This window comes from Phreatobacter aquiterrae (assembly GCF_053471285.1).
Genome location: NZ_JBJPHW010000023.1, coordinates 1 through 16,030, shown reverse-complemented (window position 1 = coordinate 16,030; position 16,030 = coordinate 1). Strand labels below are relative to the sequence as shown.

General features: G+C 64.4%; 14 protein-coding genes and 1 pseudogene. 6 read left to right on the top strand and 9 right to left on the bottom strand.

The genetic code is table 11. From position 1 onward, the window contains the following. Positions 1-650: 650 nt before the first annotated feature. From ubiV to ubiT, 3 genes are read right to left on the bottom strand one after another with little or no spacing between them, the layout of a single operon-like run. Positions 651-1,547, bottom strand: a complete 897-nt coding sequence (gene ubiV / locus ACJ4V0_RS21080; RefSeq protein ID WP_448301581.1) for a ubiquinone anaerobic biosynthesis protein UbiV — start codon at positions 1,545-1,547, stop codon at positions 651-653. Between the two features lie 19 nt (positions 1,548-1,566). Continuing rightward, positions 1,567-2,559, bottom strand: coding sequence for a ubiquinone anaerobic biosynthesis protein UbiU (gene ubiU / locus ACJ4V0_RS21075; RefSeq protein WP_448301580.1), 993 nt, complete (start codon positions 2,557-2,559; stop codon positions 1,567-1,569). After that, positions 2,549-3,115 (bottom strand): ubiquinone anaerobic biosynthesis accessory factor UbiT, encoded by a 567-nt coding sequence (ubiT, locus tag ACJ4V0_RS21070; RefSeq protein ID WP_448301579.1) that lies wholly within the window; start codon positions 3,113-3,115, stop codon positions 2,549-2,551. The genes ubiU and ubiT overlap by 11 nt, the downstream gene beginning before the upstream one ends. A gap of 109 nt (positions 3,116-3,224) precedes the next feature. Between ubiT and ACJ4V0_RS21065 the strand changes: the two genes are divergently transcribed. The 3 genes from ACJ4V0_RS21065 (at position 3,225) to ACJ4V0_RS21055 (ending at position 7,808) form a co-directional block, all read left to right on the top strand. After that, positions 3,225-4,742, top strand: a complete 1,518-nt coding sequence (locus ACJ4V0_RS21065) for a UbiD family decarboxylase (RefSeq protein ID WP_448301578.1) — start codon at positions 3,225-3,227, stop codon at positions 4,740-4,742. Continuing rightward, positions 4,739-5,305, top strand: coding sequence for a UbiX family flavin prenyltransferase (locus tag ACJ4V0_RS21060; RefSeq protein WP_448301577.1), 567 nt, complete (start codon positions 4,739-4,741; stop codon positions 5,303-5,305). The genes ACJ4V0_RS21065 and ACJ4V0_RS21060 overlap by 4 nt, the downstream gene beginning before the upstream one ends. 415 nt (positions 5,306-5,720) lie before the next feature. Beyond that, entirely contained in the window at positions 5,721-7,808 is a 2,088-nt protein-coding gene (locus ACJ4V0_RS21055) for a methyl-accepting chemotaxis protein (RefSeq protein ID WP_448301576.1), read from the top strand. Positions 7,809-7,988: 180 nt separating this feature from the next. Here the strand turns inward: ACJ4V0_RS21055 and ACJ4V0_RS21050 are convergent, their stop codons facing one another. The 5 genes from ACJ4V0_RS21050 to ACJ4V0_RS21030 form a co-directional block, all read right to left on the bottom strand. Then, the gene (locus ACJ4V0_RS21050; protein WP_448301575.1) at positions 7,989-9,332 is read right to left on the bottom strand and encodes a protoglobin domain-containing protein; all 1,344 of its coding nucleotides are present in this window, start codon (positions 9,330-9,332) and stop codon (positions 7,989-7,991) included. 61 nt (positions 9,333-9,393) lie between these two features. Further along, positions 9,394-9,843, bottom strand: coding sequence for a helix-turn-helix domain-containing protein (locus tag ACJ4V0_RS21045; RefSeq protein ID WP_448301574.1), 450 nt, complete (start codon positions 9,841-9,843; stop codon positions 9,394-9,396). Beyond that, positions 9,840-10,154, bottom strand: coding sequence for a hypothetical protein (locus ACJ4V0_RS21040; protein WP_448301573.1), 315 nt, complete (start codon positions 10,152-10,154; stop codon positions 9,840-9,842). The genes ACJ4V0_RS21045 and ACJ4V0_RS21040 overlap by 4 nt, the downstream gene beginning before the upstream one ends. A gap of 181 nt (positions 10,155-10,335) precedes the next feature. Next, positions 10,336-10,785, bottom strand: coding sequence for a MerR family transcriptional regulator (locus tag ACJ4V0_RS21035; RefSeq protein ID WP_448301572.1), 450 nt, complete (start codon positions 10,783-10,785; stop codon positions 10,336-10,338). A gap of 30 nt (positions 10,786-10,815) precedes the next feature. Then, positions 10,816-12,945 carry a putative bifunctional diguanylate cyclase/phosphodiesterase gene (locus ACJ4V0_RS21030; RefSeq protein WP_448301571.1) on the bottom strand — a complete coding sequence of 710 codons (2,130 nt, stop codon included), beginning with the start codon at positions 12,943-12,945 and terminating at the stop codon, positions 10,816-10,818. Positions 12,946-13,347: 402 nt separating this feature from the next. Between ACJ4V0_RS21030 and ACJ4V0_RS21025 the strand changes: the two genes are divergently transcribed. The 3 genes from ACJ4V0_RS21025 (at position 13,348) to ACJ4V0_RS21015 (ending at position 15,162) form a co-directional block, all read left to right on the top strand. Beyond that, positions 13,348-14,064, top strand: coding sequence for a Crp/Fnr family transcriptional regulator (locus ACJ4V0_RS21025; RefSeq protein WP_448301570.1), 717 nt, complete (start codon positions 13,348-13,350; stop codon positions 14,062-14,064). Positions 14,065-14,509: 445 nt separating this feature from the next. Beyond that, positions 14,510-14,923, top strand: coding sequence for a mercuric transporter MerT family protein (locus tag ACJ4V0_RS21020; protein ID WP_448301569.1), 414 nt, complete (start codon positions 14,510-14,512; stop codon positions 14,921-14,923). Positions 14,924-14,928: 5 nt separating this feature from the next. Then, positions 14,929-15,162 carry a GDCCVxC domain-containing (seleno)protein gene (locus tag ACJ4V0_RS21015; protein WP_448301568.1) on the top strand — a complete coding sequence of 78 codons (234 nt, stop codon included), beginning with the start codon at positions 14,929-14,931 and terminating at the stop codon, positions 15,160-15,162. Here the strand turns inward: ACJ4V0_RS21015 and ACJ4V0_RS21010 are convergent. Next, positions 15,159-15,907 (bottom strand): annotated as a pseudogene (locus ACJ4V0_RS21010) (transposase family protein); the annotation flags it as partial. The gene ACJ4V0_RS21015 and the pseudogene ACJ4V0_RS21010 overlap by 4 nt on opposite strands. Between the last annotated feature and the right edge of the window lie 123 nt (positions 15,908-16,030).

Here is a 16,030-nt window from a genome sequence, read left to right as displayed (position 1 = left end):
TCTTGACTATGCTGTATCGCTCGACGGACCGCCTCTGTCGTTGTGGCGCTCCCGTGTAGAATCTGGCCCATAGCGCTTCCCTCGATTCTGTCGATGAGAATGCACCATCAAAACCTGGGATCAAACAGCTAGCCGACGGACCTCGGGGAGAGCACCCATCGGCACTTTGAAACTGTAGATCATCAGTTCCAGCGACGCGAGCGTTATCCTGACGGCGGTCGCCCACCGTGTCCGCGGCCACGGCCATCCCAGCCACCGCACTGACTGAGAAGGCCGGGCGGTCTCATGGCGTCCGCTGTCGCCGGCATGTCCTAGGTTTCAGCACACGCCGAGCGCTGGCGAGAAGTATAGAGAACGTTACGAGAATCGATAGCGCACTCAGTTTACGACCCATCGCAAGCCAGTCGTCAATTGAGTGATGGCTTGGCCGTCAGGCTCTTGAGATGGACGTTCTCTCTCTCACGAGCCGCCAGGCAAGATCAGCGGACCAGTCGCTCCCCCAACTTCACCTTCAAGTTGAAGAATCTCGCCGCACCCCTGCCGTGCTCGCGGTAGATAGCAGTGGTCGTCTCGCCAGCCTTCGGCCTTCGGAGATGACAGCACCGCCGATGCTTCGCGGCGACGGGTGCCTTCGAATGGGCGCTCCGGGGTCAGGAGGCGCCGGTCGCCCCGAACATGAAGCCGCGCGAGAAGGGCATGGGGGGCACCGCGATCGTGCTGAGATCCAGCGTTTCGCCGTCCCTGCCGTCGATCGCATCCCGGAAGGCACGACACACCGCGACAAAATCGCCGCTGTGCGGCGACAGGCGGAGCGCGGTGACGCCGGCGTCCCGCAGTGTGCCGACGTCGCCGATCAGGTTGCAGCAGTTGTAGGAGAGCGTCTGCACGCCGTTGACGGCGAGGAAGTCCTGGCCGTCGAGCGTCTTGACCACCATGCCGTCCGGGTCCTGGTCGCAGACGAACTGGCAGGAATCCTTGGTCCGGCCATGGACGCGGGCGTGATAGCAGCGGGCCGAGATGGCTAGCGGCACGCGGCCGAAGGCGAAGACCTCGACGCCGATGCCGAGCGGCCGGGCCGCGGCGGCAAGGCTCGCCACCGAGGCGAAGGGCAGTTCGGGGGGCAGGCAGACGGCTCTCGCCCCGCGCCCGGCGAAGAAGCCGAGAGTCGATTCGTTATAGACGTTGACCAGCGGCCCGATGGAGAAGGCCGGCTTGTCCGCCTCCCCGTCCTTGCCGGCCCAGCGCATCAGCGTCAGATCGTCGATCTCGACCTCGTGGTCGGTCTGGGCGAACAGCCCGGCGGCCGCCCGCCGCTCGCGCGGCAGGGTGACGAGCGCGAGCGAGGTCAGGACGACGCTCTTGCCGCCGCGCTCCAGCCGCTCCACGGCCTCGAGAATGCGGTCGGCATAGAGCGGCAGGCGCTTGGAGCAGACGCTCTCGCCGATCACGACACGATCCACCGGCGCCTCGTCGGCGAGGCGGGCGTAGAAGTCGCTCCAGGCATCGGTCGCCCAATGGAAGAGCAGCGGGCCGACGGTCAGTTCCATGACGTTCTCCGCCCGCGCCTCAGCGCCAGGTCTTGCGATAGGCCCCGGCCGTGGTCTGCTGGCCTTCGGTCAGGCGCCACAGCTCGCTGGCCGGGATGGGAAGGCCGGCCGCCTGCGCTTCGCTCGCCTTGCGGAAGGCGCGCACCACGGCCTCGACATAGGCGCGGCTGCGCTGCCGGCCCTCGATCTTCAGGGCGCGAACACCGGCGCGGGCGAGTTGCGGCATCAGCGTCGCCGCATCGAGGCTCACCGGATCCTCGAAGATGTGGCCGCGGTAGTGCTCGGTCTCGAAACAGCCCTTGCACAGCGTCGGATAGGGCGCCGCCACCGCCTTCGGCACACGGTGGATGGTGAAGCCGCCGAGCCGCGCCACCAGATCCTCGTCCTCCTCGGCATAGGCGACGTGGCTGGCCGGCGAGCAGACGCCGTGCATGTTGGGGGAGCGGCCGGTGGCGTAGGAGGACAGCGAGCAGCGCCCTTCCGCCATGACGCAGAGACCGCCGAAGATGAAGACCTCGGTCTCCACGTTGATCTCGCGGTTGATGACGGCGATCTCCTCCACCGTCAGCACCCGCGGCAGCACGACACGGCGGATGCCGAAGGTCTCGGCATAGAAGTTGATGGCGTCGGCGTTGGAGGCCGCGGCCTGGACGGAGAGGTGCAGGCGCCGGTCCGGATGGCGCTCGGCGGCATAGGCGAGCAATCCGACGTCGGCGAGGATCACCGCATGGGCGCCCGCCGCCAGCGCGTCGTCGACCGCCGTGTGCCACAGCGTCTCGCTGCCGGCGCGCGGAAAAGTGTTGATGGCCACGAGCACCTTCACCCCGCGCGCCGCGGCATAGGCGATGCCTTCCGCCATCTCGGCGCGGGAGAAGTTGAGGCCGGGGAAGTTGCGGGCGTTCGTCTCGTCGTTGAAGCCGCAATAGACGCTGTCGGCGCCGGCATCCACCGCCGTCCTCAGGGCGGCCGGCGTGCCGGCCGGGCAGACGATCTCGAGCCGTTCACTGGCCATGCTGCAGGGTTCCCCGGTTCTGTCGCGACAGGCTGACGCCGGTCAGGCGTTCGACGAGGGGGAGAATGCGGGCGATCGGCGGCGTGGCCAGGGCGCGCAGCGGCCCGAGGCCGTGCAGGGCCTCTTCCGACAGGTCGATCTCGGCGTCGTCGATGGCGTTGCGCAGGGCGAGAACCGCCTCGGTGTCGCCCTCGATCACAAGGTCGCGCGAGAAGAACAGCGCATCGCCGTCATAGCTGCCGTGGACGAGGCCGAGGAGAGCGGCCAGCGGCCCGCCGATGCGGGCGTCCCGGGGCTCCGTCGTATCGCGCGGCAGCACGCGCAGCCGGCCCTCGGTCGCGGCGGGATGCAGGATGAGGACGAAGGGAAGGTCCGTCGGATCGATGAGGTAGCGGGAACCTGCAAATACGCCCAGCCTGTCGAACAGGCGCGGATGGCGATCGGTCGTGACCGCCACGAGGCGGGACAGGAGTGTCTCGATGACGATGGACGGCGTCCCACGCAGCAGCAATGCGGCCGCCGCGGGAAACGTCGGGATGCGTTCGGACTGTTCCATGGTGAACTTACGGCAGGTCGGCGGGGCCGCGTCTTTGCGCCACCTCAAGGCGCGAACGTCGAAGGCTCGTCAGGAAGCACGATCGTCGCATGCCAGAGAGGGCTTTCGGGTGCAGCGGGATCATCCGCGCTTTCGCGGCCTGCGGGAGTTTCTCGCCTTTCTCTCCGCGCGCGAGGATCTCGCCCGCGTCACGACGCCGGTGGACACCGTTCTCGACATGACCGAAGTGCAGCGGCGGGTGCTGCGCGCCGGAGGACCCGCCCTGCGCTTCGACGCCGCGACGGTCGGCGGCCGCCCCGCCGCCATGCCCGTCATCGCCAACCTGTTCGGCACGGAAGAGCGGGTCGCAGCCGGCCTCGGCGTCCGTCGCGACCGGGTCGGCGAACTCGGCGAGTTGCTGGCGGCGCTGCGCGAGCCTGCCCCGGTGGACGGACTGAAGGACGCCCTGTCGCGCTGGCCGATGATCCGGGCGGCGCTGTCGACCCGGCCAGCCGTCGTCGGTTCTCCTCCCTGCCAGGAGGTCCGCCACATCGGCCCCGCCGTCGACCTTTCGATGCTGCCGGTGCAGACCTGCTGGCCGGGCGAGCCCGCCCCGCTCATCACCTGGCCGCTGGTCGTCACGCGGCCGCCAGACGGCGACTGGGACGACACCGGCCGCTACAATCTCGGCGTCTATCGCATGCAGGTGGCGGACCGCGACGCGGCGATCCTGCGCTGGCTCGCCCACCGCGGCGGCGCTGCCCATCACCGGGCCTGGGAGGCGCGGGGCGAGGCCATGCCGGTGGCGGTGGCGATCGGCACCGATCCGGCCACCATGCTCTCCGCCGCCCTGCCACTGCCGGAGACCCTGTCGGAAATCCGCTTCTCCGGCGTGCTGCGCGGCGAACGGCCGCGCCTGGCGCCGGCCGTCACCGTGCCGCTGATGGTGCCGGCCGATGCCGAGATCATCATCGAGGGCTGGGTGCAGCCAGGAGAGCGCGCGCCGGAGGGTCCCTATGGCGACCACACCGGCTACTACAATTCCGTGGAGAACTTCCCTGCCCTCCGGGTCAGCGCCATCACCACGCGATCCGACCCGCTCTACCTGACCACCCATACCGGGCGCCCGCCGGACGAGCCCTCTGTCATCGGCGCCGTCTTCAACGAGCTGGCACTGCCGATGATCCGCCGGCAGATTCCGGAGATCGTCGATCTCTGGCTGCCACCCGAGGCCTGCTCCTACCGGATGGCGGTCGTCTCCATCGACAAGCGCTACCCCGGCCAGGCCCGACGGGTGATGATGGCACTGTGGGGCATGCTGGCGCAGTTCAGCTACACCAAGACCATCGTGGTCGTGGACCGCGACATCGCCGTGCGCGACTGGAGCGACGTCATGTGGGCGATCGCCACCCGCTCCGATCCCTCGCGCGATCTGGTCGTCATCGACCGCACGCCGATCGACTATCTCGACTTCGCCTCGCCCGAGGCGGGGCTCGGCGGCAAGCTCGGCATCGATGCGACGACGAAGATCGGTGCGGAGACGAATCGCGAGTGGGGTGTCGTTCTTGCGATGTCGAAGGACGTCGAACGGCGGGTCGATGCCCTCTGGCCGAAGATCGCCATGGGCCTGGCGGGGAGGAAGCCATGACGCCGCGGGTTGTCGTTGGGGTGAGCGGCGCGTCCGGCGCGGTGATCGCGGTGCGGATCGTCGACCTCCTCGCAACCCTCGGCGTCGTCATCGACCTCGTCATCTCGTCCGCCGCCGAGCGGACGCTCGCCCACGAGATCGATGCGTCAGCCGCCGACCGGCTGAGGTCCCGTGCCCACGTCGCCCACGCCATCGACGACATCGGCGCCACCATCGCCTCGGGGTCCTATCCGGTGGCCGGCATGATCGTCGCGCCCTGCTCCATGCGGACCCTGGCGGCCATCGCCCATTCCCTGTCGGACAACCTGCTGGTGCGCGCCGCCGACGTGCAGTTGAAGGAGCGGCGCCCGCTGGTTCTCCTCGCGCGCGAGACGCCGCTGCATCTCGGCCACCTCAGGGCCATGACGGCGGTGACCGAGATGGGCGCCGTGATCATGCCGCCCGTGCCGGCCTTCTACCGGCGCCCCGACAGCGTCGAGGCGATCGTCGACCATATCGCCCGCCGCGCCATCGACCAGTTGCGCCTCGGTCCGCAGATCGCACTGCCTTGGAATCCACAATAGCATTCCTTCGTTATTCGGGTGTCTCGGACCGGACAGTTACCGCAATAGCCCGTTGCCGGAAGGTGCGATGGTTCCGGTCTCCCGAGCGATGCAGCGCGTGAGCGCACGGCGAGAGAGGTGAAGTCGCTGTGTTCTGACCGACGCACTTGCACCGAACAGTGCCCCTAACGACAACTGGTGCTCAATAAGTATGCAGTCCGCGGGCCAAGTAACCCGACGTTAACCATCCAATTTGTACGTTATAGGACAGGACGCGTCCTAAACCGAACGCGCCCGTGAGGCCAACGATGCCCTCGCGATGGCTGTAGCCGGGGTGTCTGGCCGACTGGCGCGTTGCGCCGGCAAGTCGCCAAGAGGCCCGACCAGTCGCTACCCACCTGCGTCACCCAATGCCTCCCCCGGATGGAGAACGTCCATGCTATCGCGCCTGTCTTTGAGAACCGTTCTGTTCGCCGCCGTGGCCGCTCTTGCGTTGCTGCTGATCGGCCTGACCATCCAGCAAAGCGTTACGGCATTCCGGCAGAGAACCACCGTGCAGGCCATCCAGGAGGGGAACGCCACCGGTGATCAGCTTCTCGCAGCAGCAGGCAACTGGGCTGCTGAGCGCGGACGGACAGCCGCCCTGCTGAACTCCTCGTCTCCCGCTCCAGTGAGCGATACGGCACTCCTTGGGCAGTTTCGCCAGCAGGGTGACAGCGCATTCCGGGGAGCCCTGGAGCGCCTGCGCGCGACACATTCGGGTCTTCCCGAGCTGGGACGGGTGGACTCCGCAATGCGGCAGGTAGAAGCGATCCGGAGCCAGGTCGATGGCGAGATCGCGAAGCCGAGGGATCAAAGGGCATCTCAGACCGCGTCCCGCTCAATCGCCGGACTGACAACGCTTGTCGAAGCGTCGCAGCAGCTGCGCCTGGCGGCAGAGATGCGGATCGAAAATGCCGAGGCACGCATTGCTGAATTCCAGAGGCTCAAGCATCTGGCATGGGTGACCAGCGAGTTTGCGGGCCGGGAGCGGGCAGCGATCGCCGCTGTGATTTCTGGCGGGCGCGCCATCTCGCCGGAGCGACTCGACGAACTTTCACGCCAGCGAGGAAACGTTGAACTCGCCTGGGGACTGATCGATCTCCAGACGGCGCGTAGCGACACACCTGCGGAGCTCAAGGGTGCAGTAGAACGCATCAAGGCGGGCTATTTTGGCGAGTTCCAGGCCCTGCGCGAGCGCGTTTACAAGGCTGGAACCACTGACGCGGCCTATCCGGTCGATGCCAATCAGTGGGTGTCCGCCGCGACCAAGGCCATCGACGAGATTCTTGGTCTGAACCAGGCGATCGGAACGGCAACCGCAACACTCGCTGGGGAAACGGCATCTCAGGCGACGAAAGCGCTCGCCGTGAATGTCGGCCTCCTGGTTCTCGGCCTTCTGGTCGCAGGGTTTGCATTCTGGATCGCCGCCGCGCGGGTGGCGCGGCCGCTGAACCAGCTGGCGGGAACCACGCAGAGGCTCGCCGAAGGCGATACCGACCTGGTTGTGCCGGAGGTTGAGCGCAAGGATGAGGTCGGGACTCTGGCTCGTTCGATCGAGGTCTTCCGGAACAATCTGATCGACAATCGTCGCCTTGCAGCCGAACGGGAGGCGGAGAACGACGCCAAGATGCGGCGTGCGGCGACCCTTGACGGCCTGACGAAGACCTTCGAGGCAGCAGTCGGGGCGCTGACCTCGCAACTGGCCTCGGCGGCCACCGAGATGGAGGCGAGCGCCCGGTCTCTCACGTCGACGGCTGAGTATAACACCCAAGCCGCAACGTCTCTCGCCAGCGCCGCCGAGGAGACGTCGGCGAGCGTCCAGACGGTCGCGGCCGCATCCGAGGAACTCGCGACATCGATCCGTGAGATCTCCGGCCAGGCGGCCCAATCCTCCGGCACGGCCGCCCGGGCGGTCGAACAGGCAACGGAGGCCCAGGCGATCGTTCAGGGGCTTGTCGCAGGCGCTGCCAAGATCGGCAGTGTCGTCTCCCTGATCAACGACATTGCCGGGCAGACCAATCTCCTGGCCCTGAACGCCACGATCGAGGCGGCGCGCGCCGGAGAGGCCGGCCGGGGCTTCGCTGTCGTTGCTGCTGAGGTCAAGGAACTGGCGAGCCAGACAACCAAGGCGACGGGCGAGATCGCGGCCCAGATCGGCGAAATCCAGCAGTCGACAGAAGCGGTCGTATCTGCCATTGCGACGATTGCCAAGGTGATCGAAGAGATGTCGGGCGTCTCGGTCAGCGTGGCAGCCGCCATGGAAGAACAGGGGGCTGCCACCGGCGAGATTGCCCGCAACGTGCAGGAGGCGGCACGGGGTACCGAACAGGTCACGACGAGTGTTGTCACGGTTCGCGATGGAGCGACATCGACGGGCGCTGCATCCTCGCAGGTGCTGTCGGCAGCTCAGGAGGTGGCCCAGATCTCCAGCCATCTCAGTCAGGAAGTCCAGACCTTCCTTCACGGTGTTCAGGCAGCGTGACACAAAAAAGCAGGAAGGGCCGGCGCTGTCAGGCGCCGGCCCCTTTCCGGATCCAGGGTTTTGCTCCGGTCAATCTCTCTGCCTGCCTCACCCAATCCGGACGATCGCCGAGCGAGGTGTTCACACCCCGGGGCGGAGAGGCGCTGAGAAATCGCGTAAGCCGTCTTCTGCTCGGTCCGGTCACGCCGCCCGAACGGTGACCAGGAATGTCGCCATGGCGTCCCGCAGACGCTGCGACTGCTGCTCGAGATCAGTTGCCGAGGTCAGGACCCTTGTCGCGGAGCCCCCGGTATGAGCCGCCGCATCGGTCACGCCGCTGATATTGTTCATGACCGCGCTCGTACCATGAGCGGCCTCCTGGATGTTGCGGGAGATCTCGTTGGTCGCGGCACCCTGCTCCTCAACGGCGGCGGCAATGGAAGATGCAATCCGATCCATCGACCGGATAACGTTGGCGACGCCGTCGATGGCCTTGACCGAGTCGGCTGTCTGGCGCTGGATCTCACCGATTTGCGCGCCGATATCGGTCGTCGCCTTCGACGTCTGCTCTGCGAGTGACTTCACCTCCTGGGCGACCACTGCGAACCCCCGGCCGGCTTCGCCGGCGCGTGCCGCCTCGATCGTCGCGTTCAGCGCCAGGAGATTGGTCTGACCGGCGATGTTGTTGATGAGGTCCACAATGTCTCCGATGCTCTGCGCCGCGAAGGCAAGTGACTGCATCGACGAAACGGTACGCTCGGCGTCACCGACGGCCTCCCGCGCGATACGGGCCGAGTCGTTCACCTGCGATCCGATCTCCGATACCGAGGCGGACAACTCCTCCGTCGCGGCAGCAACCGTCTGAACGTTGGCGGAGGCTTCCTCCGACGAACTGGACACCATGCGCGACTGATCAGCGGTCTGCTGGGCGGTGGCGCTGAGAGCTTGAGCAGCAGTCTTGAGTTCCGCGGACTGTGCCGCGACCCCCGAAACGATCGCCCCCACAGCCGTTTCGAACTCCCCGGCAAGCCGGTCGAGCGTCTCGCGGCGGTCGCGTCTTCCCGCGTCGGTATAGACAGCGATCGCGAAGTCCATGTCGAGCATGGCCGCCTTCACCACGGCCTTCTGGAGATCGGTTCGGGCGACGGAATCCCCACTCTTGAGCCAGCTTCCGTTGAACTTCGCGGAGATGGAGTCGAGAAGCCCGGTGACCAGGGCATTATAACCGCCGATGTACCAGATCGGTTCGAGCCCCAGCTTGTTATGGACCTCACCGACCTTCGTCACCGAGGCGACGTAGTGATCATCGAACTTGCCGTCGAGGATGACGCTCCAGTGGAGCAGCTGCATCTTCTTGGCGTGCATCATGTGATCGCGGTTCCGGAAGAACGCTTTGGTCTCGGGGAACCGGTCGATGTGATCATAGAACGCGTCGAGGATCGACGGCATCATCTCCAGGATCAGAGGCTTGTGAGAACGCAGGACTGTAGAGACATTCGCGTCGACGCCGTGAAAGGCAAGGCGCTGCGGAGTCGGGATGCTCATGGGGGGCCTCGGTGGATGAGAGAAAGCGGATGGCTCGGGGGCATGCGAACGCGACAAGAACTCAATTCATGTCAGCCACTTCTTCAGGGTACAGGGTGCCGCGGAAGGACGTGGGGGAGAGTCCGAAAGCAAGCTTGAAATGGCGCGACATCTGTCCGGGGCTGGTAAAGCCCACAAGTCTCGCAATGGTCCCCGGGGGATGCTCTGTTGCGGCGATCAGGCGGGCCGCGTGGCAGATGCGCACGCGCAATAGATACTGGTACGGGGTGATCCCAAAGGCGCTGGCGAAGCGCCGGATGAAGTGAAACCGTGACATGGCGGCTCGCCGCGCCATCTCCGGAACCGACAGGTCGCGAGAGTAGTCCGCATGGATCAAGTCGATAGCGGCGATGAGGCTGCCGCAGTCTGTATCATTGAATGGCGGCGGACTGTCGCTACCGCCTGAAACAAGGATCGACAGCAGCGCGACCTGCGAGCGAAGCTCTCCCCAGTGTTGCCTCGAATGGTTCATGTGGGAGGCCCCGGGCGCAGCGGAGGATCAAATGCTGGGGCATCGGAAACTCGCTCACGGCCGCCGATAAACTGGTCGAAATATTCCAGCTGGGCGCGGAGGCACATAGCAGATGCGGAGCAGAGCCAGCCTGCATACATCGCCTTGTCGACGTCGGTTGTCGGTCCTTCGTTGATTGCATTCACGAGGCCACTGATCTGACGGATGATGTGGGTGAGCGCGGCGACGACCTCGCGATGCGGGTCGACGTCCTGCTCCGGACTGTGCAGGCCAGGAAACTGGACAATGTTGTCGAGGGGATTGATGGTCATGGGCCCCCCGCGGCGGATCGGGCAGTGCTGCTGGGCTCGGATGAGCCGGCAAGGCGCCCAGCGATGCTGGTGAGCCGCGAAATGCCCATTTCGATGTCACGCATCTCCTGTCGAACCGCGACCAGTCGAGAAATGACCTTCGGAAGTCCGAAATGCTTCTGCGGTTCGTGGATGAGAGGGGCTATCGGCATAGCGAGCGCCTGCTGATCTGGTCACCGTCCGTACTGCCAGAACCGGCGGGCAGGGTGGGAAGCAGGCGTGTGAGTTCTTGCACCGCGTTGTCGATTTCGCGAAGACGATGCTGAAGCATGCCTATGCGCTGCTTCAGCTTTTTCGGACCCAGCCACTCCGCCCATGTCTGATCGGCCCGGAGCATCTCCTCGATCTCTCGAAGACTGAAACCGGCCTTCTTCGCCGAGACCACGATGTCCAGGCTGCGCAACGCATCCGACCCGTAGTATCGCCGACCGAGATACCTGATGGGGGCGATGAGCCCGGCGTCCTCATAGAAGCGCAAGGCGCGGTGCGTCAGCCCATACTGGGCGGCCACATCGCCGATGCCGGGAAAATGAGCCAGCTCGGCGGCCGAGTAGCTGGCTGGTCGGTGGACGCGGCGACGAGGTTTGCGCATCTGTCATCCCCAGTGGTCATTTTGTGGAGTTCAGGCGACGATGCGCATGGACGGCACGGCCGGAGCGGTCGCGCGTTGCTGGAAGTATCGTTCGGTGTCGTCGGGTACGAGCGGCGGGGACAGCAGGTACCCCTGGCCAATGTCGCAGCCGATTGCCCGCAAGGCTTCCGACTGAAACTGCGTCTCGATGCCCTCGCCGACCACGTCCATTCCGAGGCTGTGGGCGAGGGACACAATGGTCCTTGCGATGACGCCGCGGCCATCCTCTGGCCTGATGTCGGCCACGAAGGAGCGGTCGATCTTCAGGCGGTCGACCTTGAACTGCTTGAGGTGGGAGAGCGAGGCGTAGCCCGTCCCAAAGTCGTCCAGAGCGATCGTGACGCCCAGAGCGTCGAGTTTCTCGATCGTGCGCACGATCTGATGGATGGAGCGGTCGAGCAGGACCGTCTCGGTGATCTCGATCTCGATGTCGGCTGGCCGTAACCTGAACCGGCTGAGCTGGTTGGCAAGGGTCTCGACGAAATCATCCAGCTTCAGCTGGGCCGCCGAGACGTTGATCGCCAATCGGCCGGGGCGGAGACCCTTCGCGAGCATGGAGGCCTGGAAGGCGAGGGACAGTTCGATAACGCGGCTTCCAAGCGGGATGATGAGCCCGGATTCCTCAGCCAATGGAATGAACGATGCCGGGGATACGACTTCGGAGCCCCGCTGCCAGCGCGCAAGGGCTTCCAGTCCCACTGGCTCGCCGGTCTGGAGGTTGACCTGGGGCTGAAACTCGACCCGCAGTTCATCGCGCTGCAATCCCGTCCGGAGCTCTTCGATATCTGACTGACGCTGCTCCACCGCCTTCGACATCGTCTCGTCGAAGAAGGCATACCTGCCGCGCCCTGCGCCCTTCGCCTGGTAGAGGGCAAGATCGGCTTCGCGAATGAGATCCTTGCGGCTCTTGCCTTGGGTGCCGATCAGGACCACGCCCATGCTGATCCGCGGTTGGACGGTCCGGCCGGTGAGCGCGACGGGCTGTTGGACGAAATCGGCGAGCCGGGCCAAACGCCGTTCGGCGACCTGCCTCGATGTGATGCCGCTCATCACCACCGCGAACTCATCGCCACCGAGGCGGGCGACCATGTCGGATTTGCGAACCGCACCAGCGAGGCGGCGTCCCACCACGACGAGCAACTCGTCTCCGGCGTCGTGGCCGAGCGTGTCGTTGATCGCCTTGAAATTATCGAGGTCCGTCACGACGAGCAGCCCCTTCGGAGCATCGTCTGCGAGGAGTCGCTCGACCCGGCTGTAGAAGGCAGCACGATTGGCAAGTCCTGTCAGGGAGTCCTGTTCAGCCTGCTTCCGGATCGTTTGCTCGGCGACCTTGAGTTCGGTGATATCGGCACGGGTCGTGACATGGAGCCCGTCGGTGGTACGCCGCTCAAGGACTTGAACCCAGCGGCCATCGTCGAGTTTCTGAACGAGGGTTTGGGTTGGCTTGGCATGCTCTCGCAGCCGGCGCGCCAGCCACGTCTCAATGTCCCGCCCGCGTCCGCCAAGCTCCGCGAACTGACCACGCTCCGCTGCAGCCTTGAGAATATCCCCGAAACGGGCGCCTTCCTGAATGAGGTCGGCCACCTTCGGGTAGAAGGCCTTGAAGGCTTCGTTGAAGATCAGCAGCCGGTCATTGGCATCGAATGCCGATATCCCGGCGGGGATCGTTTCGACGATCTGGCGGAGGAGAGTTTCCGCCTGTTGGCGAAAGACGTTCTCGGTCGCCAGCTCAAGCTCTGCCTGTTTTCGGGCTGTGATGTCGAACCTGATCGAGACATAGCCCTGAAGCGACCCGTTCCGTGCGAGCAGGGGTACGATCGTGGTGTCGACCCAATAGAGGGACCCCGATCTTGATCGGTTGCGCACCTCGCCATGCCAGGTAGCGCCGCGCGCAATTGTCCGCCACAGATCCTGAAAGAACTCCCGCGGATGATGCCCCGAGTTCAGAATGCGGTGGTCCTGCCCCATCAGTTCAGGCTCTGTGTATCCACTGATCTCACAGAAGCGCGGGTTCGCATGGATGATGCGACCGGCACGATCGGTCGCGGCCACAATCGCCGTCTGATTGAGCGCCCGCCTGAGGGCGATGAGTTCTTCACGCTGAAGCGACTTTGCGAACATATGTGTGATCTGGGGCTGCTCTGCGGGGGACGACCGCGGCAGGGCGGTGAGCAACGCGCCTGGGTCGATGCTGTCAGTGGCTATGGAGAGGTGAGCAGGAGCTACGACGCGAGGGGGCATCATGTCCTCCGGGCTCGAGAGAAGCTTGATAGATTCTGACGGACAACACGTAGACGCATGTCAATGCGTGCATGTGTTGTCCGTCGGACTTTAGTCTGGTTGCGGGTCACGGGGGCCGTCGACTACTATTGCGGAAGTTCGATGCGCGCCAAATGTACGAAACCTTACGTAAGACACCAGCGAATGTTCTTTGGCGTCAATACGATGTACGATAACGTAATCAGGTCTCGTTAATATTCCGTTACCTTCCCTAACGCCCCCGGTTAGGACACGCCACAAGACATGTCTCAAGACCAAGACGACTTCCGCATTCGCAATCGCATTCTCTTGGCGTTCGGCGAGGATGTTCTGGACACCCTACGTCACTCGAAGAGCACGAGGCCCCTTACCCCAGGGCAACGGCTCTATTCCGAGGGCGAGCCATTTACGCACGCGATCTTTCCTCACTCCGGTGCCGTCTCGCTTCTCAAGACAGAAGCGACCGGCGTGTCTGCGGAGAAGACGTCGATCGGAAACGAGGGATTCGTGGGTGCCGCCCTGCTGTTCGGGGGCGGGACAGCTCTCAGTACAAGCGTCGTCGCCGTGGCTGGCTATGCCTCATGGCTGAAGATTGATGCCCTGAACGAAGTCATGGAGCGGGAGCCGGCCGTCATGACGGCGGTGAACCGGTATGCCCGCGCATTGATCTTCCAGCTCATGGAGTCAACCGCTTGCGTCAACATCCACAATGCGGAGCAACGGCTTGCACGCTGGCTGCTAACGACCGACGACCGATGCAATCATCGCACAATCCCGGTGACACAGGCGACAATCGCCGAGGTCATGTCGCTGCGGCGCGCGACCGTGAACACGATTCTGAAAGGGTTCAGCGAAGGTAGCCTGGTTCAGACCGGCAGCGGCTCGATCCAGATCCTCGATCGCCGAGGCCTTCTGGCTCGAAGCTGCGGCTGCTATGCGCGCATCGTGGAAGTTTTTCGGGCCACGGTCCCGCACGGATAAATGAGCCAGGGTCTATAGGCCACACCGCACGCTGGCATTGCCGTCCGATAAGCGATTTTCCGTGAAGTGACGGTGCTCCCAATCCGGCCGTCGCCATATTCCCCATTTGATCAGATCCCTCAAAGCTGAACCGTCGTGGATCGGAGTCTTCCGCACCAGCGCCCCGGCGACTGAGACCGATGTCGAGGCAAGATAGATTTTTCAGAGCGAGCGCAAAATAGAGATGACACTTTCGGTAGCGTTGTAGCGCCAAAGCGAAGTTATTCGATGCTGAGCTGGTGAGGTTTGCTCAGCATCTGAATAACCGACTAATTAATACATGACTTATCACCCTTCGCATCCTTTGAACAGCGCGCGAGCCCGTAACCGCAGCCTCGCGCGCTTGTGAGCGCTTTTCAGGTCGCTCCCGTAGTAGGGTCGGTTGGCGAAATAGGGAAAGCCGTTAGTGGCAAACGTCGACGCCGGGCACCAGCCCATCACACAGCCGATCCCCACGCCCTCTTCCGGTGCGCTGGGTGGTCTTGGAACGGCAATCGGCCTAAGCGCCTTGCTCGCGTCATCCTGCTGCGTCGTGCCTTTGGCCCTGGCCGGACTTGGTGCGGGTGGCGCCTTGTTCGGCGGGCTGGCGTTCCTGGCTCAAATCCGTCCCTGGCTCCTCGGCGGGGCGATCACCATGCTGGCGCTGGGATGGCTGCTGTTCTTCCGGCGATCGCGATCGGTCGCGTGTAGATCGACCCAGAAGTGCGCCAGGCCGGCATCGCCGCGCCTGTCTCTGTCGCTCCTCACTGCAGGATCCCTCATTGTCGGCCTGGTGCTGGTGTGGGAGACCTATCTCGAACCAATCCTGCTGATGCGGTGACGACGGTGCAACTGCAATCGACCCTGACCTGTCCGAACTGTGCCCATCAAGCGCTCGAAACAATGCCGACCGACGCTTGCCAATTCTTCTACAAGTGCAGCGGATGCGGCGAGCTTCTGAAACCCCTGGAAGGCGATTGCTGCGTGTTCTGCTCCTACGGAACCGTGCCTTGCCCTCCGATCCAGGAAGCGGCTCTCAACCCGACATCGGCCGCGGCCTGCTGCCAACCGCGCAACTAGCCTGGTCGAAACATGTGCTTGGCAGCCTGTCCCTGCCGTCTGGGCGCGCGCTTCGAGCGGCTCTCCTCGTTCTCCTGCTGCCGTGTCGCAATGTAGGAAAGCACGGCTCCCAATCGCTTGTTCTCGACAATCGCCGCCTGATCCACCTTCTGCAGCTTGTCAAACACGCGGTAGGGGAGGTCGCGTCCTTCATGGCGAATCGCGAAGCGTCCATCGGGATAGTCGATTACCGTGACCCTCTGGCGGGCCAGCCGATGGGCCTCGGGCGTCGGATCGAGCATGAACAGCACCTGGTCGTATTGCAGCGTCAGATCGCCCGAAAGCGTCCGTTCCTCCTTCCACGCAAAGACATCTGCGAGAGAAACCTCTGCAGCAACCGGGCGATGAGCATCGCTCGCGCTGAAGGGAGGCTTCCCGAACTTGCCGTTGTAGTGCTCGATGAAGCGCGTCAGGAAGCCATTGCCAGCTTCAAGATCGGATATGCCGGCAAGCCGCAGCTCCTTCACAAGCCGGTCTTGAAGCGTGCCGAACGACCGCTCAACGCGACCCTTCGCAGCGGGCGTGTTGGCGCAGATGATGTCTATGTTCATCTCGTGCAGCGCCCGGCCGAACTGCGTCATGCCAGTGCCGGACGCAGCCTCGCGCTTGCTGACCCGGAAAATGGAATGCTTGTCCGAGTAGAAGGCGATCGGACGGTATAGCGAGATACATAGGCCTGCGTCTCGCGCAGATAGTCCAAGCTTGTGAAATCGCGTGCAAGAACCACCCCCTGCTGGGCTGGTTTCGCGTCCAATAACCACCCCTGCTGAGGCCATAGCGCACGATCCTTTCCGTTTTCGGGAAGGGTCCAGGGATGACGGGTGTGGAG

Coding starts and splice junctions, on each gene's coding strand:
- ubiV (WP_448301581.1), bottom strand. CDS start 1,547: ATGGAACTGACCGTCGGCCCGCTGCTCTTCCATTGGGCGACCGATGCC.
- ACJ4V0_RS21050 (WP_448301575.1), bottom strand. CDS start 9,332: ATGAGCATCCCGACTCCGCAGCGCCTTGCCTTTCACGGCGTCGACGCG.
- ACJ4V0_RS21045 (WP_448301574.1), bottom strand. CDS start 9,843: ATGAACCATTCGAGGCAACACTGGGGAGAGCTTCGCTCGCAGGTCGCG.
- ubiU (WP_448301580.1), bottom strand. CDS start 2,559: ATGGCCAGTGAACGGCTCGAGATCGTCTGCCCGGCCGGCACGCCGGCC.
- ACJ4V0_RS21055 (WP_448301576.1), top strand. CDS start 5,721: ATGCTATCGCGCCTGTCTTTGAGAACCGTTCTGTTCGCCGCCGTGGCC.
- ACJ4V0_RS21030 (WP_448301571.1), bottom strand. CDS start 12,945: ATGTTCGCAAAGTCGCTTCAGCGTGAAGAACTCATCGCCCTCAGGCGG.
- ACJ4V0_RS21060 (WP_448301577.1), top strand. CDS start 4,739: ATGACGCCGCGGGTTGTCGTTGGGGTGAGCGGCGCGTCCGGCGCGGTG.
- ACJ4V0_RS21040 (WP_448301573.1), bottom strand. CDS start 10,154: ATGACCATCAATCCCCTCGACAACATTGTCCAGTTTCCTGGCCTGCAC.
- ACJ4V0_RS21025 (WP_448301570.1), top strand. CDS start 13,348: ATGTCTCAAGACCAAGACGACTTCCGCATTCGCAATCGCATTCTCTTG.
- ACJ4V0_RS21035 (WP_448301572.1), bottom strand. CDS start 10,785: ATGCGCAAACCTCGTCGCCGCGTCCACCGACCAGCCAGCTACTCGGCC.
- ubiT (WP_448301579.1), bottom strand. CDS start 3,115: ATGGAACAGTCCGAACGCATCCCGACGTTTCCCGCGGCGGCCGCATTG.